This is a genomic window from Curtobacterium sp. PhB136 (assembly GCF_004346855.1).
In the GTDB taxonomy this organism is placed as follows: domain Bacteria; phylum Actinomycetota; class Actinomycetes; order Actinomycetales; family Microbacteriaceae; genus Curtobacterium.
On record NZ_SMGH01000008.1, the window covers coordinates 81,650 to 105,432 of the forward strand.

The 23,783-nt window shown below is 70.8% G+C and carries 24 protein-coding genes; 5 read left to right on the plus strand and 19 right to left on the minus strand.

The window, feature by feature from the left end; genetic code table 11:
- Positions 1 to 2: 2 nt before the first annotated feature.
- From nusB to EDF27_RS14345, 3 genes are all read right to left on the minus strand, one after another.
- Positions 3 to 455: a transcription antitermination factor NusB gene (nusB, locus tag EDF27_RS14335; protein WP_123704287.1), complete on the minus strand. Its 453-nt coding sequence runs from the start codon at positions 453 to 455 to the stop codon at positions 3 to 5.
- A gap of 11 nt (positions 456 to 466) precedes the next feature.
- Complete coding sequence (gene efp / locus EDF27_RS14340; protein WP_123653567.1) at positions 467 to 1,030, minus strand: elongation factor P; 564 nt, start codon at positions 1,028 to 1,030, stop codon at positions 467 to 469.
- Positions 1,031 to 1,108: 78 nt separating this feature from the next.
- On the minus strand, positions 1,109 to 2,800 hold the full coding sequence (locus EDF27_RS14345; RefSeq protein ID WP_132049553.1) for an AarF/UbiB family protein: 1,692 nt from the start codon (positions 2,798 to 2,800) through the stop codon (positions 1,109 to 1,111).
- A 128-nt stretch (positions 2,801 to 2,928) separates the two neighbouring features.
- Between EDF27_RS14345 and EDF27_RS14350 the strand changes: the two genes are divergently transcribed.
- Both EDF27_RS14350 and EDF27_RS14355 read left to right on the plus strand, forming a co-directional pair.
- Complete coding sequence (locus EDF27_RS14350) at positions 2,929 to 3,231, plus strand: hypothetical protein (protein ID WP_132049555.1); 303 nt, start codon at positions 2,929 to 2,931, stop codon at positions 3,229 to 3,231.
- A complete protein-coding gene (locus tag EDF27_RS14355) occupies positions 3,231 to 3,425 on the plus strand; it encodes a hypothetical protein (protein WP_123653569.1) in 195 nt (64 codons plus the stop codon). The genes EDF27_RS14350 and EDF27_RS14355 overlap by 1 nt, the downstream gene beginning before the upstream one ends.
- 8 nt (positions 3,426 to 3,433) lie before the next feature.
- Here EDF27_RS14355 and aroB read toward each other — a convergent pair whose 3' ends face one another.
- The 9 genes from aroB to EDF27_RS14400 all read right to left on the minus strand — a co-directional run bounded on the left by aroB (position 3,434) and on the right by EDF27_RS14400 (position 13,605).
- Positions 3,434 to 4,516 (minus strand): 3-dehydroquinate synthase, encoded by a 1,083-nt coding sequence (gene aroB, locus EDF27_RS14360; RefSeq protein ID WP_132049824.1) that lies wholly within the window; start codon positions 4,514 to 4,516, stop codon positions 3,434 to 3,436.
- 11 nt (positions 4,517 to 4,527) lie between these two features.
- The gene (locus EDF27_RS14365) at positions 4,528 to 5,070 is read right to left on the minus strand and encodes a shikimate kinase (protein ID WP_279433194.1); all 543 of its coding nucleotides are present in this window, start codon (positions 5,068 to 5,070) and stop codon (positions 4,528 to 4,530) included.
- Positions 5,067 to 6,287 (minus strand): chorismate synthase, encoded by a 1,221-nt coding sequence (gene aroC / locus EDF27_RS14370; protein WP_132049557.1) that lies wholly within the window; start codon positions 6,285 to 6,287, stop codon positions 5,067 to 5,069. Before aroC ends, EDF27_RS14365 begins: the two co-directional genes overlap by 4 nt.
- A 57-nt stretch (positions 6,288 to 6,344) precedes the next feature.
- Positions 6,345 to 7,850, minus strand: coding sequence for an endolytic transglycosylase MltG (mltG, locus tag EDF27_RS14375; RefSeq protein WP_132049559.1), 1,506 nt, complete (start codon positions 7,848 to 7,850; stop codon positions 6,345 to 6,347).
- A 70-nt stretch (positions 7,851 to 7,920) separates the two neighbouring features.
- Positions 7,921 to 8,367: a Holliday junction resolvase RuvX gene (gene ruvX, locus EDF27_RS14380; protein ID WP_165931529.1), complete on the minus strand. Its 447-nt coding sequence runs from the start codon at positions 8,365 to 8,367 to the stop codon at positions 7,921 to 7,923.
- 8 nt (positions 8,368 to 8,375) lie between these two features.
- The gene (gene alaS / locus EDF27_RS14385) at positions 8,376 to 11,033 is read right to left on the minus strand and encodes an alanine--tRNA ligase (protein WP_132049561.1); all 2,658 of its coding nucleotides are present in this window, start codon (positions 11,031 to 11,033) and stop codon (positions 8,376 to 8,378) included.
- A 50-nt stretch (positions 11,034 to 11,083) separates the two neighbouring features.
- The gene (locus EDF27_RS14390) at positions 11,084 to 11,266 is read right to left on the minus strand and encodes a hypothetical protein (protein WP_123653574.1); all 183 of its coding nucleotides are present in this window, start codon (positions 11,264 to 11,266) and stop codon (positions 11,084 to 11,086) included.
- A 118-nt stretch (positions 11,267 to 11,384) separates the two neighbouring features.
- A complete protein-coding gene (gene rpsD / locus EDF27_RS14395) occupies positions 11,385 to 12,014 on the minus strand; it encodes a 30S ribosomal protein S4 (RefSeq protein ID WP_071300659.1) in 630 nt (209 codons plus the stop codon).
- 226 nt (positions 12,015 to 12,240) lie between these two features.
- The gene (locus EDF27_RS14400; protein ID WP_132049828.1) at positions 12,241 to 13,605 is read right to left on the minus strand and encodes a replication-associated recombination protein A; all 1,365 of its coding nucleotides are present in this window, start codon (positions 13,603 to 13,605) and stop codon (positions 12,241 to 12,243) included.
- Positions 13,606 to 13,720: 115 nt separating this feature from the next.
- Here EDF27_RS14400 and EDF27_RS14405 point away from each other — a divergent pair, with 115 nt between their 5' ends.
- Together EDF27_RS14405 and EDF27_RS14410 are read left to right on the plus strand one after the other, a co-directional pair.
- Positions 13,721 to 14,545, plus strand: coding sequence for a peptidylprolyl isomerase (locus EDF27_RS14405; protein WP_132049563.1), 825 nt, complete (start codon positions 13,721 to 13,723; stop codon positions 14,543 to 14,545).
- Positions 14,546 to 14,657: 112 nt separating this feature from the next.
- Positions 14,658 to 15,890 (plus strand): DUF349 domain-containing protein, encoded by a 1,233-nt coding sequence (locus tag EDF27_RS14410; RefSeq protein WP_185017092.1) that lies wholly within the window; start codon positions 14,658 to 14,660, stop codon positions 15,888 to 15,890.
- Positions 15,891 to 16,078: 188 nt separating this feature from the next.
- Here the strand turns inward: EDF27_RS14410 and EDF27_RS14415 are convergent, their stop codons facing one another.
- The 5 genes from EDF27_RS14415 to EDF27_RS14435 form a co-directional block, all read right to left on the minus strand.
- On the minus strand, positions 16,079 to 17,041 hold the full coding sequence (locus EDF27_RS14415) for a bifunctional riboflavin kinase/FAD synthetase (protein WP_132049565.1): 963 nt from the start codon (positions 17,039 to 17,041) through the stop codon (positions 16,079 to 16,081).
- A gap of 13 nt (positions 17,042 to 17,054) precedes the next feature.
- Positions 17,055 to 17,501 (minus strand): hypothetical protein, encoded by a 447-nt coding sequence (locus tag EDF27_RS14420; protein WP_123704279.1) that lies wholly within the window; start codon positions 17,499 to 17,501, stop codon positions 17,055 to 17,057.
- A 123-nt stretch (positions 17,502 to 17,624) separates the two neighbouring features.
- Positions 17,625 to 17,990 (minus strand): hypothetical protein, encoded by a 366-nt coding sequence (locus EDF27_RS14425; RefSeq protein ID WP_123653578.1) that lies wholly within the window; start codon positions 17,988 to 17,990, stop codon positions 17,625 to 17,627.
- Entirely contained in the window at positions 17,987 to 18,928 is a 942-nt protein-coding gene (gene truB / locus EDF27_RS14430) for a tRNA pseudouridine(55) synthase TruB (RefSeq protein ID WP_123653579.1), read from the minus strand. The genes EDF27_RS14425 and truB overlap by 4 nt, the downstream gene beginning before the upstream one ends.
- Before the next feature lie 22 nt (positions 18,929 to 18,950).
- Positions 18,951 to 19,397, minus strand: coding sequence for a hypothetical protein (locus EDF27_RS14435; protein ID WP_132049567.1), 447 nt, complete (start codon positions 19,395 to 19,397; stop codon positions 18,951 to 18,953).
- 52 nt (positions 19,398 to 19,449) lie between these two features.
- Between EDF27_RS14435 and EDF27_RS14440 the strand changes: the two genes are divergently transcribed.
- Positions 19,450 to 20,364: an A/G-specific adenine glycosylase gene (locus tag EDF27_RS14440; protein WP_243698367.1), complete on the plus strand. Its 915-nt coding sequence runs from the start codon at positions 19,450 to 19,452 to the stop codon at positions 20,362 to 20,364.
- Here the strand turns inward: EDF27_RS14440 and rbfA are convergent.
- Positions 20,361 to 20,807: a 30S ribosome-binding factor RbfA gene (gene rbfA / locus EDF27_RS14445; RefSeq protein WP_123653581.1), complete on the minus strand. Its 447-nt coding sequence runs from the start codon at positions 20,805 to 20,807 to the stop codon at positions 20,361 to 20,363. The two genes, EDF27_RS14440 and rbfA, sit on opposite strands and share 4 nt — an antisense overlap.
- 71 nt (positions 20,808 to 20,878) lie before the next feature.
- Positions 20,879 to 23,710, minus strand: coding sequence for a translation initiation factor IF-2 (infB, locus tag EDF27_RS14450; RefSeq protein WP_123653582.1), 2,832 nt, complete (start codon positions 23,708 to 23,710; stop codon positions 20,879 to 20,881).
- Positions 23,711 to 23,783: the final 73 nt, after the last annotated feature.

A 23,783-nucleotide genomic window follows, 5' to 3' on the forward strand; every position in this document is an offset into this window, starting at 1 on the left:
CCCTACCGGGACTCCTGGTCCCCTGCGACCGACCGACCGGACGGTGCACGGCCCCCGGCGATCGCTCCGAGCACGCCGTTGACGAAGCCCGCCGACTCCTCGGTGGACAGCGACTGCGCGAGCTCGACCGCCTCGGCGATGGCGACGGCGTCCGGGACCTCCGGGTTGAACCGGATCTCCCACACGCCCATCCGGAGGATGCAGCGGTCGAGGACCGGCATCCGCGGGATCGACCAGCCCTGGGCGTGTTCGACGATCACCGCGTCGATCTCCGCGCGGGCGTCCTCGACGCCGGTGACGACCTGCCGGGCGTAGTCCCAGCTGGACGCACGCTCGGGCTGGTCGAGGTGCCGGACGGTCTCCGTGGCGAGGACGTCCGCGATCGGGAGTTCCCGGACCTCGGCCACGTACAGCATGTCGAGGGCGCGCTTGCGGGCCTTCGAACGAGCACTCATACGGTCAGCGCCTAGTCGTTGACGCGGCCGAGGAAGTTGCCGTCGCGCGTGTCGATCTTCACCTTGGTGTCCGTCTCGAGGTACAGCGGCACCTGGATCTGGTAGCCGGTGGCCTTGATCGTCGCGGGCTTCGTGCCACCGGACGAACGGTCGCCCTGCAGGCCCGGCTCGGTCTCGATCTCGGTGACGATCGACGTCGGGAGCTCGATGTAGAGCGGGTTGCCCTCGTTCATCGCGATGGTGACCATCGCGGACTCGAGGAGGAAGTTCTTCGCGTCGCCGACGACGGTCGCGGGGACCGGGATCTGGTCGTAGGTGTCGGTGTCCATGAACACGTAGGAGTCGCCGTCCTCGTAGAGGAACTGGTAGTCGCGGCGGTCGACCGTCGCGGTCTCGATCTTCGCGCCCGCGTTGAACGTGCGGTCGACGACCTTGCCGGAGACGACGTTCTTCAGCTTGGTGCGGACGAACGCACCACCCTTGCCGGGCTTCACGTGCTGGAACTCGACGACCGACCAGAGCTGCCCGTCGATGATGAGAACGGCGCCGTTCTTGATGTCAGTGGTACTGGCCATGGGTGTCGATGTCCAATTCGTGTTGATGAATGAAGTGTGCGGGCGGCTGCGCGCCCCGGTCGAGTGTAGCCGACCGGCTCAGTCCCGTCGGCGGGCACGCCACGCGTCGATCGCGGCCCAGACGAGCAGCACCACCGCCGCTCCCCCGAGCAGCCCACCGGCCGTCCCGGTGCCGATGACGGCGGTGGGACGAGCCGGCGACGCCAGGTAGACGATCGCCAGGATCCCGGCACCGGACCCGAGCAGCACCAGGAGGACCCGCCGGATCATCCCGGACAGGGTCTGCCGGTCCCGCCGGTCGGAGAGGAGGCGGATGTTCACAGAGAGCCGGCCGTGCTCGATCGCCTCCCCGATGCGGTCGACCCGCCGCGGCAGTCGTCTGACGGTCGAGAACAGGCCGAAGAGCTCGCGTGCTGCGACGTCCCGCAGGACACTCGGGCGGAGCTGGTCGCGGATCTGCTCGCGCGCCAGGTTCCGGGACTCCTCGAGCAGGTCGAACGAGGGCACCAGACTGCGGAGCGTCCCCTCGAAGATCGCGAGTGCCCGCGCCGCCGCCACGAAGTCCGGCGGCGCCTTCAGCCGGTACCGCCCGAACACCTCGACCGCGTCGTCGACGGTCTCCACCCCGATGCGCGCGCCGGGTCCGAGCTCGTCGGCGACGAACCGGGCGATGTCGCGACGGAAGTCCGGCTCGTCCTCGGCACGTCGGACCGGTGCCATCCGCAGCACCGCGTCGGCGATGCGGGCGGTGTCGTCCTGGATGTACGCGGCCAGCAGTTCCTGCACGACGTCGCGGAGTCCCGGGTCGAGGCGCCCGACCGACCCGAAGTCGATGAGCGCCGGTCGGCCGTCGGGCAGCAGCAGGACGTTCCCGGGGTGCAGGTCGCCGTGGTAGACCCCGTCGAACACGACCTGCCGGAGGAACGCCCGGAGGATCGCCCGCATCGGCTCGTCCAGGTCGCGGTCTGCGCGGGACGCCCGGATCGCGCTGAGCGTGTCGCCCTCGAGGAACTCCATCACCAGGACGCGCCGGCCGGACAGCTCCGGGTAGGGATCGGGGAACCGGATCTCGTCCGGACGGGCGCTCCTGGCCTGTGCCGCGCGGAGGGTCTCGAGGTTCCGGAGCTCCGACCCGAAGTCGACCTGCCGGATCAGGTCGGCCGCGTACTGCGCCGCGACGTCCTGCACGCCGACCTGTCGCGCTTCGGCGGAGGTGCGCGCCATGAACTTGACGACCCGCAGCGCGATGTCCACGTCACGCCGGACCGCGTCGTCGATGCCGGGGCGCTGCACCTTCACGGCCACCGCGGTGCCGTCGTGCAGCCGCGCACGGTGCACCTGCGCGATGGACGCGGCCGCGACCGGTGTGTTGTCGAAGGACTGGAAGACCTGGTCGACGGGAGCGTGCAGTTCCCGCGCGAGGAGCTCGGCGACCGCCGTCGGGTCCGCCGGCGTGACGTTCCGCTGCAGGTGCGCGAGCCCCTCGGTCCACTCGTCGGGCAGCAGGTCGTCGCGCGTGGAGAGCAGCTGGCCCATCTTCACGAACCCGCCGCCCGCTTCCTCGAGCGCGCGGCGCAGGTGCTCGGCCTGGTCACGGCGCGTGTCGGAGGTCTCCGGGTCGCGGGTGAAGTCGAGGCGGCGGAAGGGGACGAGGCCGTGGCGGCGGGCGATGGCGAGGAGTTCGGCGAAGCGGCGCGCGCGGGTCCTGAGGGTCCCCGCGTCCACGGTCGGGCCGCCGCCGAGGTCGCTCAGGCGGGGTGGGTTGGGCACACGGCCAGCATGCTCCCCCGGCCTGGGCTTCCCCGGGTCCTTCCTCCACAGCCGGGAGGCACGGCTCCCGCTCCACAGGTCGGCTCGCCCCCGTCGGTCGACCGCCGCCAGGGCGTCACGCTCGTCCCATGGACACAGCACTCATCGCCGCCGCCGTCGCGGCTGCCGCCGCCATCGCGGCCGCCGTGGTCAGCTGGTTCGGCGCGTTCCAGGCCCGCCGCGCCGCCGACCGGAACCACGCGTGGGAACGACTGACCTGGGCGGTTCGCGCGAATCGGAGCCGGTCCGAATACGACATCTCGAGAACTGTCCTCCAGCGCCTCATCGACGTACGGTGGGCGCCCAAGCCGGTCCAGGAACTCGCACGCCGAGCTCTCCGGCGCCATGTACTCGACCGCCACCAGCCGCCGCACGACCAGGAGGAACCCTGATGCCGTTGTTCGCCCCGCTGCCCGACCGACCGGTGTTCGACGTCAACGGCACCGAAGAGGACGACAAAGTGCTCGATGCCTGGCAAGAAGGGGCGACCGTCGACGAATGGCGGGAGTACGAGCGCACCGGAGTCGTCACGGTGTCGATGCACGTGAAGTGGTGGTGGCGGCGGACGCTCCGGGTGCTCCGGTAGCGGGTCGGCTAGACCCCGACCTCCTGGTACGCGGTGAAGAGCAGGTGGTTCTCGGGACCCTCGAGCGTGGTCGGCTTGCCGACACCGTCGAGGATGATGAACCGGAGCATCCCGGCGCGGGCCTTCTTGTCGCGGCGCATCGTCGCGAGCAGCCCCTCCCAGCGGCCGAGCGGGTACGTCGTCGGCAGCGACAGCGATTCCAGGATCGCCCGGTGCCGATCGACGGTCGCGTCGTCGAGGTGCCCGGTGAGACGGGCCAGTTCGGCCGCGAACACCATGCCGACCGACACCGCAGCACCGTGGCGCCACTGGTACCGCTCCGCGTGCTCGATCGCGTGGCCGAGGGTGTGGCCGTAGTTCAGGATCTCGCGGCGGCCCTGCTCGGTGAAGTCGTCCGACACCACCTGCGCCTTCAGTTCGATCGCCAGCTCGACGACGCGGCGGAACTCCGGCGTGGTGGGGTCGGTCGCACGCTCGACGTCGGCCTCGATCACGTCGAGGATCTCCGGGACGGCGATGAACCCGGCCTTGACGATCTCGGCGAACCCGGTCAGGACGTCGTTCTCCGGCAGGGTGCGCACCAGGTCGATGTCCGCGACGACCGCCTTGGGGGCGAAGAAGGCCCCGACGAGGTTCTTGCCCTCGTTCGTGTTGATGCCGGTCTTGCCGCCGACGCTCGCGTCGACCATGCCGAGCACGCTCGTCGGGATCGCGATGTACGGCACGCCGCGGAGCCACGTCGCTGCGACGAAGCCGGCGAGGTCGGTGACGGCTCCCCCGCCGAGGCCGATGACGGCGTCGGTGCGGGTGAAGTCCGACTGGCCCATGATCTGCCAGCAGAACGCGGCGACCTCGACGCGCTTGGCTCCCTCGGCGTCCGGGACCTCGGCGATGAGCGCCTCGAGGCCGGCGTCGACGAGCTGCACGCGCAGTCCCTCCGCGCGGGCGCCCAGGGTCGGTGCGTGCACGATGAGCACCTTCGCGACCCGCGGTCCGAGCAGCGCCGGCACGGAGCCGAGCAGCCCGGTGCCGACCGCGACGACGTACCCGTCGTCCCCGCCGACGCGGATCTCGGTGGTGCCCTCGGGCAGGATCGACTCGGTCACGGTGCTCCTTCGGTGCTCGTCAGCCAGGTCACCACGTCGTCGACGACGAGGGACATCGGCCGACGAGAGGTGTCGACGACGGTGTGCGCGAGTTCCGCGTAGGTCGCGGCGCGCTCGTCCATGATGGTCTGCCACGCGTCGATGCCGCCCGACGCCAGCAGGGGTCGGTCGGACCCGGTGATGCGTTCGGCGACGGCTTCCGGTGAGACCGTGAGCAGCACGACCCGCGCGCCACCCAGTGCCTCGCGGGTGGCCGCGTGCGTGACGGCCCCACCACCGACGGCGATCACGCCGCCGGTCGCCATCGCCTGACGGACCGCCTCGGCCTCGAGGGCACGGAACGCCGGCTCCCCGCGGTCCGCGAAGATCCCGGGGATCGGCCCGTGCTCACGGACGATGACGCGGTCGGTGTCGGTGAACGGCACGCCGAGCTGCTTCGCCACCCGCTTACCGACGCTCGACTTGCCCGCGCCCATCGGACCGATGATGACGACGGGCGCGGTCGGGGCCGTCGGGGTGCCGACGCCCTCCGTGCTCACCAGGACGACGAGTGCGCGGCCGGCTCGGTCCGACGGGAGCGCAGGGTCTCCGGGATCGAGGCCAGGTACGACTCGAGGTTGCGCTTGGTCTCGACGACGTTGTCGCCGCCGAACTTCTCGAGCACGGCGTCGGCGAGCACCAGTGCGACCATCGCCTCTGCCACGACGCCCGCGGCGGGAACCGCACAGACGTCGGACCGCTGGTGGTGCGCCGAGGCGTCCTCACCCGTGGTGACGTCGATGGTGTGCAGCGCGTGTGGGATCGTCGCGATCGGCTTCATGCCCGCGCGGACCCGGAGCACGGTGCCCGTGGACATGCCGCCCTCGGTGCCGCCGGCACGGTCGCTCGTGCGGATGATCTCGCCGTCTTCACGGTAGAGCTCGTCGTGCGCCTCGGAGCCGCGGCGGCCGGCGGTCTGGAAGCCGTCACCGACCTCGACGCCCTTGATCGCCTGGATGCCCATGATCGCTGCGGCGAGCCGTGCGTCGAGTCGGCGGTCCCACTGCACGTGCGAGCCGAGCCCCGGCGGGACACCGTAGAAGAGCACCTCGACGACACCGCCGAGGGTGTCCCCGTCCTTCTTGGCGGCTTCGACCTCGGTGACCATGCGGGCCGACGTCTCCGCGTCGAAGCACCGCAGCTGGTCCTCGTCGAGGCGGTCGACGTCGTCCGGCTGCGGGAGCGCGGTGCCGTCCGGCACGCGGACGGTCCCGACCTGCAGGGTGTGCGCCACGCTGCGGATCCCGAGCTCGGCGAGGAAGGACTTCGCGACGGCGCCGAGCGCGACGCGGGCAGCGGTCTCTCGTGCCGAGGCGCGCTCCAGGATCGGGCGGGCTTCGTCGAAGCCGTACTTCTGCATGCCGACCAGGTCGGCGTGACCCGGGCGGGGGCGCGTCAGGGGCGCACTGCGGCCACGGGAGAGCTCGGTCTTCTCGATGGGCTCCGGGTTCATCACCTCGACCCACTTGGGCCATTCGGTGTTGCCGATGCGGATGGCGATCGGGCTGCCGAGGGAGTACCCGTGGCGGACGCCGCCGGACACGTGCAACTCGTCCTGCTCGAACTTCATGCGGGAGCCGCGGCCGTAGCCGAGCTTGCGCCGCGCGAGGTCGGTACGGATGGACTCGAACGACACCGGGACGCCGGCGGGCAGGCCCTCGAGCATCGCGATCAGTTCGGGTCCGTGGGACTCACCAGCGGTCAACCAACGAAGCATGGTGTCCATCCTCCCACAGGCGTCGGCTCGAAGACGCGCCCGTGGGAGGACGTCACGCTACTGGTACGAGGGGTGTGCGCGGAGCCACGCCTGGAACTGCTTGACGGCGACCTCGTGCTGCGCGTACGTGTCCGAGAACGCGGTCTCACCGGTCTCCAGGTTCACGGTCACGAAGTACAGCCAGTTGCCGGTCGCGGGCGCGGTGACGGCCTTGATGGCGATGTCACCCGGGTTCGAGATCGGCGCGGGCGGCAGCCCGGCGTGCTGGTAGGTGTTGTACACGTTCGACGCGTCGTTCCGCTCGGCGTCGGTCGTCGTCACCCGGTGCGTGTTGCCGGTGCCGTACGCGACCGTGGCGTCGGACTGCAGCTTCATGCCCTGGTCGAGACGGTTCTGGAAGACCCGCGCGACCTTCGGGTAGTCCGCCGCGAGCCCTGCTTCCTTCTGCACGAGCGACGCGAACACGATGACGTGCTCCTGGTCGGCCTCGGCGACGCCGGCCGCGGTGAGGTGCTGCTTCATCGTGCTGACCATCGACTGGAAGTACTGCTTCGCCGTCCACCCGGGGTTGATCGGGTAGGTCGCCGGGAACAACCAGCCCTCGAGCGTGGTGACGCCGGACGGCAGGTCGTAGGCGGAGAGGTCCTTCGCCGCCGCGGACACCTCGGCCTCGCTGAGGCCGGCCTTCGAGACCATGCCCGCCTCGATGTCCTTGAGCGCGGTGCCCTCGGGGATCACGATCGACGCCGTGACCTTGTTCTTGTCGTCCTGGAGCGCGGCCAGTGCCGCCTTCGAGCTCATGTGCTTCTTCATCGCGTACGAGCCCGGCTGGAACTGGACGTCGCTGGACGCCAGCAGCAGCTTGTAGAACGCGGACGAGGTCTTCACGACGCCGCTCCGCTGGAGGGTCTTCGCGACGTCCTCGCCGATGTCGCCCTGCTTGATCGTGATGGTGACCTTCGACGTGCCGGAGCCGGTGTAGTCGTCGGTCTCCTTGGCGCCGGTCAGCGCGCCGATGACCTGCTGCACCTTCGGCGCCGCGAACGTGTACGCACCGACACCGGCGGCCAGCACGACCGCGACGATGACGATCCCGGCGATCAGTCCGCCACGCGACCGTCGGTGCGGTTCCCGCGGCGGCCTGGAGGCTCGCCCGCCGCCGCCACGTCGCCCGCGTCCGCCGCCTCCCGCGGCTCCACCGCCCCCGTCGGCCCCGCCGTCGTCCGGACCGAGCAACGCGTGCACCTCCGGGTGCAGCTCGGGGTGCAGCGCGTCGGTGGGTTCCGCCACCGGTTCGGCGGCCGGCGCCGCCGGCTCACCGGCCGGCTCCGCCTGGCCGTCGTCGGCCGGCGAGACCGGCCGTTCCGGCTCTGGAGCCGGGGGCTCAGCGCGGCGAGCCGATGCGGCTTCCCGGGCACGAGCCTCCCGGCGGGAGAGTGGTGGGTCTGCCGAACCGGCGGACCGAGGAGCGTCGTCTGATGCGCCTGCGGCGGACTGCTGGTCCTGCCGCTCGGCGTCGTTGCCGGGCGCGATGATCGCGTTCCAGTCCAGGTCGTCTGCCAACGGTCCTCGGTCTCTCGGTCGGGAAGGCTCCGCGGGGGGCACCGCCGATCGGATCGGCGGGAGGGCAGCCCTACTCGGGGAGCGTGGCCCCAGGAGGGGCACCGGACGCGCGCTCGTGGTCGAGCGCATGTTGCAGAATGATAACAGCGGCCGCTTGGTCGATCACGGACCGCGACTTCTTGGCGTTGCGCCCGGCCTGCCGCATGCCGCGCTGCGCGGTCACCGTGGACAGCCGCTCGTCGACGAGGCGCACCGGCCGGTGCTCCGCGATCCGCGCGGCGAACTCGCGTGCGTCGGTCGTGGACGGGGTGTCGCCGCCGGACATCGACAGCGGCAGGCCGACCACGACCTCGAGCACGTCGTACTCGTCCGCGATCGCGAGGATCCGGACCAGGTCGCCGGAGTCGTCGCGCTTGACGGTCTCCACAGGAGTCGCGATCAGGCCGTCGCGGTCGCACACGGCGACCCCGATCCGGGCACGGCCGACGTCGACGCCGAGCCGACGCCCGGAGCGGATCGACACGCTCAGCCCGCGAGCCGAGCGGTGACCGCCCGGAGCGCCGCCGGGAGTGCCGCCGGGTCCGTGCCGCCGCCCTGGGCGAGGTCCGGCTTGCCGCCGCCACCGCCGCCGAGGACACCGGCCGCTTCCTTGGCGAGGGGGCCGGCCTGCACACCGGCGGCGCGCGCGGCGTCGTTGGTGGCGACGATGACGACCGGCTTGTGGTTGACGACCGCACCGAGGACGACCACGGCGGCGCCGTCGCCGAGCTGACCACGGACACCGGTCGCGAGCGCGCGGAGGTCGTCACCGGACTTCAGGCCGTCGACCGACTCGGCCACGACCGTGGTGCCGCCGATCGTCGTCGCCTGGCGGGCGATGGTCGGCACACGCTGCTGCAGCCCCGCGGACTCGAACTCCGCGATGCGCTTCTGCGCGGTGCGGAGGTCCTCCATCAGGGACTGGACGCGGGTCGGGAGGTCGTCGCGGGGTGCCTTCAGTGCACTCGAGAGCTGCGAGACGATGGTGCGCTCGACCGCGAGGTCGCGGAAGCCCTCGAGGCCGACGAGCGCCTCGACACGACGGTTGGTCGACCCGACACTGGCTTCACCGACCAGGTTGACCAGACCGACCTGCGCGCTCGAGGCGACGTGCGTTCCACCGCAGAGCTCGCGGGACCACGGGCCGCCGATGTCGACCATGCGGACCTCGGCGCCGTACTTCTCGCCGAAGAGCGCCTGGGCGCCGAGTTCCTTGGCCTGGTCGAGGGGCAGCACGCGCGTCGAGACCTCGAGGTCGGAGCGGATCGCGGTGTTCACGACCTCTTCGATCTCGGAGCGCGTCGCGAGCGAGATCGGCTGGCTCCAGGAGAAGTCGAGGCGCATGTAGCCGGACTTGTTGTAGGAGCCGGCCTGCAGCGCCTCCGGGCCGAGGATGTCACGGAGTGCGGCGTTGACGAGGTGGGTCGCCGAGTGCGCCTGCGTGGCACCGCGGCGGTACTCCGCGTCGACGACAGTGGTGGCCGCGTCGCCGACACCGACCTCGCCCGAGCGCACCTGCACGGTGTGGCTCCAGAGGCCGGAGACCGGGCGCTGGACGTCGAGGACCTCGAGGTCGAAGCCGTTGCCGATGATCGAGCCCTGGTCCGCGTCCTGGCCGCCGGACTCCGCGTAGAGCGAGGTCTCCCCGAGGATGACCTCGGCGATGTCGCCCACGACGGCGCGGTCGACGCTGACGCCGCCGACGATGATGCCGAGCACGTTCGACTCGGCTTCGAGCGCGTCGTAGCCGAGGAACGTGGTCTCGCCCCTGGCCCGGAACGCGCTGTACACGCTGAGGTCCGCGAGGGCGGTCTTCTTGCTCTTCGCGTCCGCCTTGGCGCGGGCACGCTGCTCGGACATCAGGGTGTCGAACGCGGTGCGGTCGACGTGGACCCCCGCTTCCTCCGCCATCTCGAGCGTCAGGTCGATCGGGAACCCGAACGTGTCGTGGAGCAGGAACGCGGTGTCGCCGCCGATCGACGGCTGGCCGTCCTGCTTCGCACGCTCCACCGCGACGTCGAGGATCGTCGTGCCCTGTGCGAGCGTGCGGAGGAAGGTCTCTTCCTCGGCGTAGGCGATCCGCGCGATGCGGTCGTAGTCCGACGCGACCTCGGGGTAGGCGTCGCGCATGGCGTCACGCGACTCCGGGAACAGCTGCGGGAACGTCGCGGTCTCCACGCCGAGCAAGCGCATCGCGCGCACCGTGCGGCGGAGCAGGCGACGGAGGATGTAGCCGCGACCCTCGTTCGACGGCGAGACCCCGTCGGCGATGAGCATCAGCGCGGAACGGACGTGGTCCGCGATGACGCGCATGCGGACGTCGTCCTCGTGCACCGCGCCGTACCGGCGACCGGAGATCTCCGCCGCCTTGTCGAGGACCGGGCGGACCTGGTCGATCTCGTACATGTTGTCGACGCCCTGCTTGATGAACGCGACGCGCTCCAGGCCCATGCCGGTGTCGATGTTCTTGTTCGGCAGCTCGCCGGTGATCTCGAAGTCGTACTTCGAGCGGACGTCGGCGATCTGGTACTGCATGAACACGAGGTTCCAGATCTCGACGTAGCGGTCGTCGTCCGTCGCCGGACCACCGTCGATGCCGTATGCGGGACCGCGGTCGAAGAAGATCTCCGAGCAGGGGCCCGCCGGACCGGGCTGCCCGGTCGACCAGTAGTTGGTGTCCTTGCCGAGGCGCTGGATGCGCTCGTCGGGCAGGGAGGAGTGCTGCTTCCAGAACGCGATCGCCTCGTCGTCGTCCTCGTACACGGTGACCCAGAGGTCGTCGGCCGAGAACCCGAGCCCTCCGTCGGACTCCGCGCCCGTGAGGAACTCCCAGGCGTACTGGATCGCCTGCTCCTTGAAGTAGTCCCCGAACGAGAAGTTGCCGTTCATCTGGAAGAACGTGCCGTGCCGCGGGGTCTTGCCGACCTCTTCGATGTCGTTCGTGCGGATGCACTTCTGGACGCTCGTCGCGCGGGGGTACGGCGCCGGGATCAGCCCGGTGAGGTACGGGATGAAGGGGACCATGCCGGCGACCGTGAACAGCAGCGACGGGTCGTCCGAGACGAGCGAGGCGGACGGGACGACGGTGTGGCCGCGGTCACCGAAGTACTGGAGCCAACGGCGGCGGATCTCTGCGGTCTGCATGGTGCTTCCTGATGACGTGGGAGGGCGGGACGTGCTGGTGAGCGCGACGGTCAGGCGTCGGTGCGGAGCTCGGCTTCGCGGGAACGGTAGCCGTCGGCCACGGCGCTCGTGAAGGCCTTCGTGCGGGCGTCGACCTCGGCGAGGAACGTCGCGCCTGCGGAGGTCCTGCTGACCCGGTGGGCGACGAGGAACCCGATGACGACGCCGACGGCGACGAAGAACAGCTGCTTCACGGGGCCTCCTTGTCGAGCACGCCGAGGCGCGCGTCCGACCAGCTTAGCCGCAGCCCCGGGAACGCCGAACGGCGGGCCGTCCGGAGTGGACGACCCGCCGTTCAGGCAGTGCGATGGATCAGCGAGCTGCGTAGTACTCGACGACGAGCTGCACTTCGCAGGTCACGGGGACCTCGGCGCGCTTCGGGCGACGCACGAGGCGGGCCTGGAGCTTGTCGATCTCGACCTCGAGGTAACCCGGGACCTTCGGGAGGACTTCCTGGTGGCCACCGGCAGCGGCGACCTGGAAGGGCTCGAGCGACTCGGAGCGCTGCTTGACGTGGATCAGCTGGCCCTCCTTGACGCGGAAGGAGGGGCGGTCGACGAGCTTGCCGTCCACCAGGATGTGGCGGTGCACGATCAGCTGACGGGCCTGCGAGGTCGTGCGGGCGAAGCCGGCACGGAGCACGAGGGCGTCGAGGCGCTGCTCGAGCAGCTCGACCAGGTTCTCACCGGTCAGGCCGTTGGTCTTGCGGGCCTCTTCGAAGACGATGCGGAGCTGCTTCTCGCGGATGCCGTACTGGGCGCGCAGACGCTGCTTCTCACGGAGGCGGACGGCGTAGTCGCTGTCCGCACGACGGCGCGTACGGCCGTGCTCACCGGGCCCGTAGGGGCGCTTCTCGAGGTAACGGGCCGCCTTCGGCGTCAGCGGGATGCCGAGCGCGCGCGACAGGCGGGTCTTGCTGCGGGTGCGTGACTTGGTAGACACAGGGTCCTTTTCTCTGTACTGAACTGAAGTTGTCGCGGGTCTCGGCACGCGCACGTGTCGACGAACCCCGTGACGGGATCCAGAGGGATGAGCCTGTGGGATCGGACGGCTACAGCCCGAACCTCTGCCCCCGTGCCGCGGGACCACACGAGGTGGAGGCGACACTCTGTCCTCGACGCAGCCGCACGCGAGGACCAGGACTTAGGCCCGTCAACGATAGCAGGGTTCAGGCGTCGCCAGAAGCGCCACGCGTGATCTTCCGGAGCCGGTCGAGGCGGGGACCGACTTCACGCTCGTAGCCGTTCGTGGTCGGCGTGTAGTACTCGGTGCCCTCGAGCGCGTCCGGGAGGTACTGCTGCTCGGCGACCCCGTGCTCGGCGTCGTGCGAGTAGATGTAGCCCTTGCCGTGCCCGAGCCGCTTCGCACCGGCGTAGTGGGCGTCCCGGAGGTGGTTCGGCACGACGCCCATCCGCCCCGCCTTGACGTCCGCCATCGCGGCGTTCACGCCGTTGTAGGCGGCGTTCGACTTCGGTGCGGTCGCCAGGTAGACGACGGCTTCGGCGAGGGGGATCCGGCCCTCGGGCATGCCGATCAGCTGGACGGCCTGGGCGGCGGCGACCGCGATGGGCAGCGCCTGCGGGTCCGCCATGCCGATGTCCTCCGACGCGGAGATGATGATCCGCCTGGCGATGAACCGGGGGTCCTCCCCCGCTTCGATCATCCGAGCCAGGTAGTGCAGCGCGGCGTCGACGTCGCTCCCCCGCACCGACTTGATGAACGCGCTGATGACGTCGTAGTGCTCGTCGCCCTGCCGGTCGTAGCGGAGCAGTGCCCGGTCGACCGCGGCCGCGACGGTGTCCGCGTCGACGACGGGGACCTGGTCGTCGTCGTCGTCCTGCGCCGCACCGGCGGACGCGGCGGCGGCTTCGAGGGCCGTCAGCGCACGACGGGCGTCACCGGACGCGAGCCGGACGATCGCGGACCGGGCTTCGTCGCCGAGGACCACGGAGCCGCCGAGGCCACGCGGGTCCGCCACGGCGCGGTCGACGAGCATCCCGAGGTCGGCGTCGGTGAGCGGCTTCAGGGTGAGCAGCAGCGAACGGGAGAGCAACGGGGAGATCACCGAGAACGAGGGGTTCTCGGTCGTCGCGGCGATGAGGATCACCCAGCCGTTCTCGACGCCGGGCAGCAGGGCGTCCTGCTGGGCCTTGCTGAAGCGGTGGATCTCGTCGAGGAACAGCACCGTCGTCGAGCCGTAGAGGTCACGGTGTGTGAGGGCCTTCTCCATCACTTCGCGCACGTCCTTGACGCCGGCGGTGACCGCGGAGAGCTCGACGAACTCCCGCCCGGACTGCCGGGCGATCGCCTGGGCCAGGGTGGTCTTGCCCGTGCCGGGCGGCCCCCAGAGGATGACGGAGACGCCACCGGGGTTCTCCCGCGTCCCGGTGGCGAGCTGCACGAGCGGCGAGCCCCGGCCGAGGAGGTGCTGCTGCCCGGCCACTTCCTCGAGACTGGTCGGCCGCATCCGCACGGCGAGCGGCACCGAGCCCTGCGCCAGGCCGGTCCGACCGCCGGTCGTGGGCGCGTTCATGCCCGATCGGTCCGCTGCCATGTCCTCAATCGTAGGCGGGCGCACCGACACCTCCTTCATAGGGAGGGGTCCGATACGCTCGTCGCACACTGCGACGAGAGGGCAGATCAGCACCGTGGCACCCAAGAACCAGGCGCGTGACAACCGCGAGGCGCGCGAGCGGCTCCGCCTCTACGAGGCACGACAGGGCCTCCACGACCGCCAACGTCGTCGCCGTCGCCGCGACAACCTCGTCGGACTGGCTGCTCTCGTCGTCGTCGCCGCCCTCGCCACCGGGTCGCAACTCGCCTTCGCCGGCTCGCAGCCGTCCGGGAAGGCCAGCGCCTCGGCGTCCGCCAGTGCCAGTGCGACCACGACGCCCACCCCCTCCGCCAGCGCCACCGCGAGCAACACGGGCGACGTGCCGAGCAAGTCGATCGCGAAGAACAGCACGTGGACCGGCTCGATCACGCTGAACAAGGACGTCAAGCTCGGGATCGAGCTCGACGGGAAGAAGGCGCCGCAGGCCACGAGCGTCGAGATCGACCTCATCCGCAAGCAGTTCTACGAGGGCACCACCTGCCACCGGCTCGCGGACACCGACGGGTTCAAGTTCCTGCAGTGCGGCTCCGCGAACGGCGACGGCACGGGTGACGCCGGCTTCGAGTACGGCCCGATCGAGAACACCCCGAGCGACGACGTCTACGACAAGGGCACGATCGCCATCGCGCGGAGCTCCTCGACGTCCTCGCAGTCCACCCAGTTCTTCATCGTCTACGGCGACACCACGCTCGACGGCTCCACCGGTGGGTACACCGTCGTCGGCAAGGTCACGAGCGGGCTCTCCGAGCTCCAGTCGAAGATCACGTCGAAGGGCATCTCGGACGCGAGTTCGGACGGCACCGGTGCCCCGAAGGTGGCCACCACGATCACCGCGGCGACCATCAAGCAGGACCAGTAGTCCACAGCCGAGCGCATCGGCGGGCCGCTGGGGCCGCCCGTGCAATAGGGTGGCTTCCTGACCGTGCCGACGGTGACGTCGGTGATGCACGACCACGATCGAGGCGAGACCTGTGGGATCTGACGAAGCAACGACCTGGGGGCGCGTCGACGACGACGGCACCGTGTACGTCCGGTACCAGGACACCGAGCGTGTCGTGGGTGAGTACCCGGACGCCACCGCCGACGAAGCGCTCGCGTACTTCGCCCGGAAGTACGCCGACCTCGAAGGCCAGGTGAAGATCGCCGAGCAGCGCGTGCAGCGCGGCGCATCGGCGAACGACGTCGCCCGGACGGTCGAGCACCTGACGGCGCTCGTCACCGAAGCGCGGGTCGTCGGCGACATCAAGTCGCTCGAAGACCGCGTCGCGGCGCTGTCCGAGCAGCTCGGGTCGCTCACCAAGGAGCAGGCCGAACAGGCGCAGCAGGCGCTGACCGAGGCGCTCGCGTTCCGCACCGGCCTCGTCGAAGAGGCAGAGGCGCTGGCGGCCGTCGACCCGGCACGCGCGCAGTGGAAGCAGATCACCGCGCAGCTCGACGACGTCTTCTCGCGCTGGCAGCAGCACCAGCACGAGGGACCGCGCATCCCCAAGAACGAGGCCAACGAGCTCTGGAAGCGGTTCCGCTCGGCCCGCTCCACCGTGGACCAGCACCGTCGTGCGTTCTACTCGGACCTCGACGCGCAGCACCGCGACGCCCGGACCCGGAAGCAGGAACTCGTCCAGCAGGCCGAGGCACTCGCGCCCCGGGGCTCCGACGCGATCCCGACGTACCGCCAGCTCCTCGACGACTGGAAGCGCGCCGGTCGTGCGGGCAAGCGCCACGACGACGCACTCTGGGCCCGCTTCAAGGCCGCGGGTGACGTCCTCTTCGAGCAGCGCCACGCCGAGAGCGCCGCGGAGAACGAGGAGTACTCCGCCAACCTCGAGGCCAAGCTCGCGCTCGTCGCCGAAGCCGAACCGCTCCTGCAGCAGCAGGACCGTGCCGCCGCACGGAAGTCCCTGACCGACATCCAGCGTCGCTGGGACGAGATCGGCCGGGTCCCCCGCGCCGACGTCCGTCGTGTCGAGGACCGACTCCGTGCCGTCGAGGACCACGTCCGCGGGCTCGAGGACGCGCACTGGCGCGAGTCGAACCCGGAGCGCAAGGCCCGCACGACCGGGCTCGCGAGCCAGCTCGAGGACGCGATCGGCAAGCTCGAGGCCGAACTCGAAGCAGCGAAGGCCTCCGGCGACGCCCGCAAGATCAAGGACGCGCAGGAAGCCCTGGACGCCCGCAAGATCTGGCTCGACGCCCTCGGCGGCTGATCACGGCACCACGACAGCGGCCCCGCGACCATCCGGTCGCGGGGCCGCTGTCGTCCGCGCCCCGAGACGCCGCCCGCGTGCCGAGACGCCGCCGGAGACCGCGGCGTCTCACCCACACAGCGGCGTCTCGCGCACACCGCGGCGTCGCGCGCACAGAGCCGCGTCGTGCGCGCCCGGCGCACCGCGGGTCAGACCGGGGCGGGGAGCCCGAGCAGGGTGCGGATGTCGAGGTCGTCCTGACGCATCTGCGTCGCGAGCTCGTCCATCGAGCCGAACTTCACCATGCCGCGGACGTACGACACGAAGAGCACCGCGATGGTGTCCCCGTAGAGGTCGATGTCGACGTCGAGCAGGTGCGCCTCGATCTGCTTCGCGGGGACCCCCTCGAACGTCGGGTTGTTCCCCACCGACACCGCCGCCGGGTACGTCGTGCCGTTGTGCAGCACGCGTGCGGCGTAGACACCGTCCGCGGGGACGAACCCCTCGCACGACGGGTCGAGGTTCGCGGTCGGGTACCCCATCGCGCGGCCGCGCTGGTTCCCGCGGACGACGACGCTGCGGACGGCGTGCTCACGCCCGAGGAGCCGTGCCGCCTCGGCGACGCGGCCTTCGCCGAGGAGCTCCCGGATCCACGTCGAGGAGACGCGGCGCTCACCCGCGGGACGGACGTCGTCGATGAGGTCGACGTCGTCGATCAGCTCGACCGCGAAGCCGTGCTGGGCGCCGAGGGACCGGAGGAGCGCGACGTCGCCGGCGCCCTTCGCCCCGAACCGGAAGTCGCTGCCGACGAAGACGAGCTTGGCGTTCAGGGTGTCGACGAGGATCCGGGCGACGAAGGTCTCCGGCGACCAGGACTGCAGCTCCGCGTCGAACCGCAGCAGCAGGGCGGCGTCCACACCGACGTCGTCGAGGAGCTCGCGACGCTGCGCGATGCTCGTCAGGGCGGGCGGGACCTTCGCCGGGTCGATGATGCTCAGCGGGTGCCGGTCGAACGTCACGACCGTCGACACGAGTCCCTGCTGGCGGGCGGCGCGCTCGAGGTGCGCGATGACCGCACGGTGCCCGACGTGCACGCCGTCGAACTTGCCGATGGTGACGGCACTCGGCCCGAAGCCCTGGGCGACGTCCTCGACGTCTTCGTAGTACTGCATGTCGCTCCCCCGCCTACTCGCCGGCCGCCACGGCGGGCTCGGGTTCGGTGACGGGTGCTCCGGCGGTGCGGTGGTGCTTCCGGAGCCACCAGAGGCCCGCGATCGGCAGCACGAGCGGCGCGAAGGCGTAGCCCATGCCGTAGTACGACCAGATCGTCAGGTCGGGGAACAGCGCGTGGTCGAAGAGCGACAGGGTCCCGATCACGAGCACGCCCGTCATCTCGAAGACGATGGTGACGCAGGCGACCCGGTACCAGAAGCGTCCGGGCACGATGAGGGCGATCATCGCGACGATGTACACGACGGCGGCGATGGCGCTCAGCGTGTACGAGAACGGCGCGAAGGAGAACTTCTCGGCGATCTGGACGACGCTGCGGCCCGTCGCTGCCAGGGCGAGGATGCCGTAGACGGCGATGAGGACGCGCCCGATGCCGGTCGCGAGGGAGGACTTGGTCGCCATTGCACCGATTCTACCGACGACCGACGACACCGCCGACCGCACACGTCACAGACCGCAGACTGCACACGTCACAGACCGCAGACTGCAGACCGCACAGGCCGCACGCGTCACGGACCGCACACCTCAGTTCAGGGCGAACCAGATCTGGTACATCCGGTAGACCATCACGGCCACGGTGAACGCGCCCGCGCCGAGCACGACGGTGCTCCACCGCGTGCGGTCGATGAGCGCCCAGACGATCGTGGCCGGCGGGACGAGCAGCACCGACACCGCGTAGACCCAGAACTCGAGCAGGTTGCCCGTCGCCGGGTTCCCGACCGCTGGCTGCACCAGCGACACGACGAGCTGCGCGATGAGCAGGAGCTCGATGAGCACGAGCGACCCGACGGTGTAGTCGTTGGGCTTCCAGCCGATGAAGCCGACGACGACGGCGAACACGCCGACGACGCAGGCCAGCACGAGCTGCACCCACATGAACCACTCGATCACGCGTTCGCTCCTGACGCCGTGGGGAAGTTGGTGATGACCCGCAGCAGTCCGCGGCGCACGGAGACGAGACCGATCAGCCGGTCGTCGCGTGCGGTGACGGCCGCGACCGGGCCGTCGGTGTCCGGGTGGTCGGCGTCGATGCGCTTGCCGTCGGCGAGGTCCTTCGCGCGGGCGGCGTCGAGCGTGACGACCGGGAACAGCTGTCGGGCGATCTCGGCCGGGCGGACAAGGGCCGCGCGGACGTCGACGGCGTCGTCCTCGAGGTCGATCGCGTCGTCGACGGAGAACGGGCCGACCAGCGTCCGGCGGAGGGCCGTGAGGTGCGCCCCGGTGCCGAGGGTCGCACCGACGTCGCGGGCGAGCGCCCGCACGTAGGTGCCGGACGAGCAGGCCACGACGACGTCGAGGTCGACCACGCTCGTGGGGACCCCGTCGACGGAGACGACGTCCTCGTTCCGACCGGTGACCTCGAACCGCGAGATCGTCACCGCCCGGGCCTTGAGCGTGACCTCCTCGCCCTTCCGCGCCAGGTCGTAGGCGCGTCGACCGTCGACCTTGATCGCGCTGACCGTCGACGGGACCTGCGAGATGGGACCGCGCTGCTGTGCAACGGCCGCTTCGACCGCGGCTTCGGAGACGTCCGCGCCGGACACGCCCACCGCCGCCACGGGGTCGCCGTCGGCGTCGTCCGAGTCGGTGGAGACGCCGAGCCGGATGGTCGCCGTGTAGGTCTTGTCGAGGCCGACCAGGTGCGTCAGGAGCCGCGTGGACGGACCGGCTCCGAGGAGCAGCAATCCGGTCGCCATCGGGTCGAGGGTGCCGGCGTGGCCGATCTTCTTGAGGTCGAGACGGCGTCGGGCGATCGAGACCGCGCGATGGCTGGAGATCCCCTGCGGTTTGTCGACGAGGAGGATGCCGTCGGGAGCGGTTACGAGCACCCGAGGAGATTACCAGCGCACGTCAGCAGGCATCGTTCCACTCGCGACGCGGGTGCGCCGGGTCGGTGACGTCGAGCACCGCGGACGCGGCGATCTTGACGTCGGCGCGGCGTTCCAGCCGACCGGACTCCTGCTCCACCCAGAGCGACCAGCGCCACAGGCCGCGCGCACCGGCGCCGAGGACGCCGTGGCCGTGCACCACGAGGACCCCGTCACCCGCACCGGTGGACCGGAACGGCGCGACGAGCCCGGAGCGCAGCGCGTCCACGTCGGCGGAGGGAGCGGCAGCGGCCATCGCCGAGACGCCGTGCTGCTCGAAGCCGGCGACCAGGGCCGCGGCGACGTGTTCGAGGTCGACGCCGTCCTGCCCGTCGATGCCGACGACAGTGCGGTTCGTGCCGACCTGTGCGATCACCTCTCCCGCGATCGCAGCCATCGTGTCGGTCTCTTCGGGTGCCCAGCGTGCCATGCACCCACCGTAGGCTGTCGTGGTGAACGCGAGTCGAGCCTCCCGTCAGCCTGTGGAGAACGCGACCGGTCTGCAGGGCGCGACGCGGCCCGACATCGCGACCCCGCTCGTCGCGTGGTTCCGCGCCGAGGCGCGCGACCTCCCCTGGCGCCGTCCCGGTTTCCCCGCCTGGGGCACGCTGGTCAGCGAGATCATGCTGCAGCAGACGCAGGTCGCACGCGTGATCCCCCGCCTGGAGGCATGGCTCACCCGGTGGCCGACGCCTCGCGACCTCGCGGACTCACCGCCGTCGGACGCGGTGCGTGCCTGGGACCGGCTCGGCTACCCGAGACGGGCGCTCGCGCTGCACGCGGCGGCGACGGCGATCGCCGAGCAGCACGACAACGTGGTGCCCCGGGACGTCGACGCGCTCCTCGCGCTGCCCGGCATCGGTGACTACACGGCGCGGGCGGTCGCGGTCTTCGCGTACGGCGACCGGCACCCCGTCGTCGACGTGAACGTGCGCCGGGTGCTCGCGCGGGCGCTCCTCGGGCAGGGCGAACCCGGACCGGCGAACGCGAAGCAGGACCTGCCGCTGATGGCCTCGGTCCTGCCGGAGGACCGCGAGGACGCGGCCGCGACGAACGCCGCGGTGATGGAACTCGGTGCGCTCGTCTGCGTCGCACGCTCCCCCGCGTGCGACGCCTGCCCGATCGCGGACCGCTGCGCGTGGCGTGCGGCCGGCTACCCGGAGCACGACGGCCCGCGCGCGCCGAAGCAGGCGAAGTTCGCCGGCAGCGACCGGCAGGTGCGGGGTCTCGTGATGGCCGAACTCCGCGCGAGCGACGTCCCCGTCACCCCCGCGGAGATCGCGATGGTCTGGCCGGATGCCGAGCAGCGGGACCGGGCGCTCGCGTCGCTCCTCCGCGATGGTCTCGCGGTGGGTGACGACGCGAGCGGCTACCAGCTGCCCGGCGGCGCCGCCTAGGCCTGTTCCTCGGACTCGTCGTCGTCCTCGTCGCGCTTGTACGGGTCGGCGTCGCCGGCGAACGTGGCGCCCACCGATGCCGAGCGGACCTGCTCGTCGCGCATCTTGGCCTGCGCGAGCAGGTCCTCGAGGTGCGCGGAGGTGTCCGGCAGGGCGTCGGCGATGAACTCGAGCGACGGGGTGAGCCGCGCCGTGATGTTCTTGCCGACCTCGGTGCGGAGCATGCCGGTCGCGGCCTTGAGCGCGGCGGCGGAGTCGGCGCGCTCCTCGTCGGTGCCGTACACGGTGTAGAAGACCGACGCGTGCTGCAGGTCACCGGTCACGCGGACGTCGGTGATCGTCACGAAGCCGAGACGCGGGTCGCGCAGACCCTTGTCCAGTCGACGTGCGACGACTTCCTTGATGCGGTCGGCCATCTTGCGTGCGCGCTGCGGATCAGCCATGGGTTCCTCCTTGGGAATGGGTGGGCCCCGACCTCCCGCGAGGGAGGCCGGGGCCCAGGGTAGTCACACGATCAGTCGCGCGGCTTCTCGACGAGCTCGGTGGTCTCGATCTCGTCACCGATCTGGATGTCGTTGTACTTGCCCAGACCGATACCCGCCTCGAAGTCCGTACGGACCTCGGTGACGTCGTCCTTGAAGCGACGGAGCGACTCGATGGCCAGCCCGTCCGCAAGGACCACGCCGTCACGGATGACGCGCGCCTTGGCGTTGCGCGTGATCGTGCCGGAGCGGACGATGACACCCGCGATGTTGCCGAACTTCGAGGACCGGAAGACCTCGCGGATCTCGGCGACACCGGACTGCACCTCTTCGTACTCGGGCTTGAGCATGCCCTTGAGGGACTGCTCGATGTCCTCGAGTGCGTTGTAGATGACCGAGTAGAACCGGACGTCGATGCCTTCACGCGCCGCACGCTCACGGGCCTTGACGTCCGGACGGACGTTGAAGCCGATGACGATGGCGTTGTCGATCGTGGCGAGGTCGATGTCCGACTCGGTGATCGCACCCACACCGCGGTGCAGGATCCGCAGCTGGACGCTGTCGTCCACCTCGATGTCGAGGAGCGACTGCTCGAGTGCTTCGACAGCACCGGAGACGTCACCCTTGATGATGAGGTTGAGCGAGTCGACCTTGCCCTCTTCGAGTGCACGGGTGAAGTCCTCGAGCGAGATGCGCTTGCGGGCCTTGGCCAGCTGGGCGTTGCGCTCGGCCGCTTCACGCTTCTCAGCGATCTGACGGGCGGTTCGGTCTTCTTCCGTGACGAGGAAGGTGTCACCGGCGCGGGGCACCGAGGACAGGCCCTGCACCTGGACCGGACGACTCGGCGTCGCGGCGGTCACCGGGTTGCCGTCTTCGTCCGCCATCGCACGGACGCGGCCGTAGGCCGTTCCCGCGACGATCGCGTCGCCGACGTGCAGGGTGCCCGACTGGATGAGCACCGTGGCGACTGCACCGCGGCCCTTGTCCAGGCGTGCTTCGATCGCGACACCGCGGGCGTCCTTGTCGGGGTTCGCACGCAGGTCGAGCCCGGCGTCAGCGGTGAGCAGCACGGCGTCCAGGAGCTCCTGGATGCCGATGTTCTGCCGCGCGGAGACGTCGACGAACATGACGTCGCCGCCGTACTCCTCGGCCACCAGGTTGTACTCGGTGAGCTGCTGGCGGACCTTCGCCGGGTTCGCGCCTTCCTTGTCGATCTTGTTCACCGCGACCACGATCGGCACGTTGGCCGACTGCGCGTGGTTCAGCGCCTCGATCGTCTGGGGCATGATGCCGTCGTCCGCCGCGACCACGAGGATCGCGATGTCCGTCACCTGCGCACCACGGGCACGCATGGCGGTGAACGCCTCGTGACCCGGGGTGTCGATGAACGTGATCGGACGCTCGATGCCCTCGTGCTCCGCGACGATCTGGTACGCACCGATGTGCTGCGTGATGCCGCCGGCTTCGCCCTCGACCACCTTGGAGTTGCGGATGGCGTCGAGCAGGCGCGTCTTGCCGTGGTCGACGTGACCCATGACGGTGACGACCGGGGGACGCTGCTGCAGGACGGAGTCGTCCTCGTCGGCGTACTCGGCGTCGATGTCGATGTCGAAGCCCTCGAGGAGCTCGCGGTCCTCGTCTTCCGGCGACACGATCTGGATCCTGTAGCCGAGCTCTTCGCCGAGGACCTCGAAGGTCGCCTCGTCGAGGGACTCCGTGGCGGTCGCCATCTCACCGAGGTGGAACAGCACCGTCACGAGGTTGCCGGGGCTCGCGTCGATCTTGTCCGCGAAGTCCGAGATGCTCGCACCACGACGCAGACGGACGACCGTGTTGCCGTCGCCGCGCGGGACCTGCACACCGCCGAGCGACGGCGCCTGCCGCATCTCGTACTCGGCGCGCTTCGTCCGCTTCGACTTGCGGGCACGGCTCTTGCCGCCACCGCGACCGAACGCACCGGCGGTACCACCACCGGGGCCACGGCCACGACCGCCGCCACCGGCGGGACGCGGGCCGCTGAACGCCGGACGCGGGAAACCGCCACCAGCGCCGCCACCGGCACCGGGACGACCGCCACCGGGGCCGCCACGACCGCCGCCACCCTGGCCCGGGCGCTGCCCGAAGCCGTTCGGACGGTTGCCCTGACCGGGACCACCCGGACGCGGAGCACCCGGACGGGGTGCGCCGGGACGCGGGGGCTGCGGACGCGGGATCCCGCCACCACCGGCACCGCCGGCGGGACGCTGACCCATGCCCTGGTTGGACGAGTACGGGTTGTTGCCGGGGCGCGGCGGGCGCGAGCCCATGCCCTGGCTGGACGCGTAGGGGTTGTTGCCCGGACGGGCACCCGGCTTCGGGCCACCCGGCTTCGGACCGGCCGCCGCGGGCTTCGCGCTGCCCGGCTTGACGGCGTCGTTCTTCGGCGCGCTCGGAGCGTCACCGGAGTCCTTGGGGGCGGCTGCCTTCTCCTCGGCAGCGGCCTTGCGCGCTGCTTCGGCTTCGGCCTGCCGCTGCGCGACGGACTTGGGGGCCGGCGTGACGGGCACGTCGGTGTTCTCGGCCGGCTGCGCGGGGGCTTCGGGCTCCGGGGCCGGAGCGGGACGCTTCGGGCCGGGCTTCGGGCCACCGGGCTTCGGTGCGGCCGACTTCGCCGCCGCCGGAGCGGGGGCTGCTGCGGCTGCGGGCTTCGCGGATGCCGAAGCACCCTCGGCCTGCAGTGCGGCACGGAGCTTCCGTGCCACGGGGGGCTCGACACTCGAGCTCGGTCCCTTGACGAACTCGCCCAGCTCCTTGAGCTTCTCGAGTGCGGTCTTGCTGTCGACGCCGAGCTCGCTTGCGATCTCGTGTACGCGTGGTTTCGCCACTGTTCTCCTTCACGGGTCCCACCCCGTCAAGGGGCAGGACTCACTGGATGATGGGTCTCATTTCGAGCCGCTC

Bases quoted from the DNA above. Each gene is read 5' to 3' on its own strand.
- nusB (WP_123704287.1), bottom strand. From the start codon at position 455: ATGAGTGCTCGTTCGAAGGCCCGCAAGCGCGCCCTCGACATGCTGTAC.
- efp (WP_123653567.1), bottom strand. From the start codon at position 1,030: ATGGCCAGTACCACTGACATCAAGAACGGCGCCGTTCTCATCATCGAC.
- EDF27_RS14350 (WP_132049555.1), top strand. From the start codon at position 2,929: ATGGACACAGCACTCATCGCCGCCGCCGTCGCGGCTGCCGCCGCCATC.
- EDF27_RS14355 (WP_123653569.1), top strand. From the start codon at position 3,231: ATGCCGTTGTTCGCCCCGCTGCCCGACCGACCGGTGTTCGACGTCAAC.
- aroC (WP_132049557.1), bottom strand. From the start codon at position 6,287: ATGCTTCGTTGGTTGACCGCTGGTGAGTCCCACGGACCCGAACTGATC.
- alaS (WP_132049561.1), bottom strand. From the start codon at position 11,033: ATGCAGACCGCAGAGATCCGCCGCCGTTGGCTCCAGTACTTCGGTGAC.
- EDF27_RS14400 (WP_132049828.1), bottom strand. From the start codon at position 13,605: ATGAACGCGCCCACGACCGGCGGTCGGACCGGCCTGGCGCAGGGCTCG.
- EDF27_RS14415 (WP_132049565.1), bottom strand. From the start codon at position 17,041: ATGCAGTACTACGAAGACGTCGAGGACGTCGCCCAGGGCTTCGGGCCG.
- EDF27_RS14420 (WP_123704279.1), bottom strand. From the start codon at position 17,501: ATGGCGACCAAGTCCTCCCTCGCGACCGGCATCGGGCGCGTCCTCATC.
- EDF27_RS14435 (WP_132049567.1), bottom strand. From the start codon at position 19,397: ATGGCACGCTGGGCACCCGAAGAGACCGACACGATGGCTGCGATCGCG.
- rbfA (WP_123653581.1), bottom strand. From the start codon at position 20,807: ATGGCTGATCCGCAGCGCGCACGCAAGATGGCCGACCGCATCAAGGAA.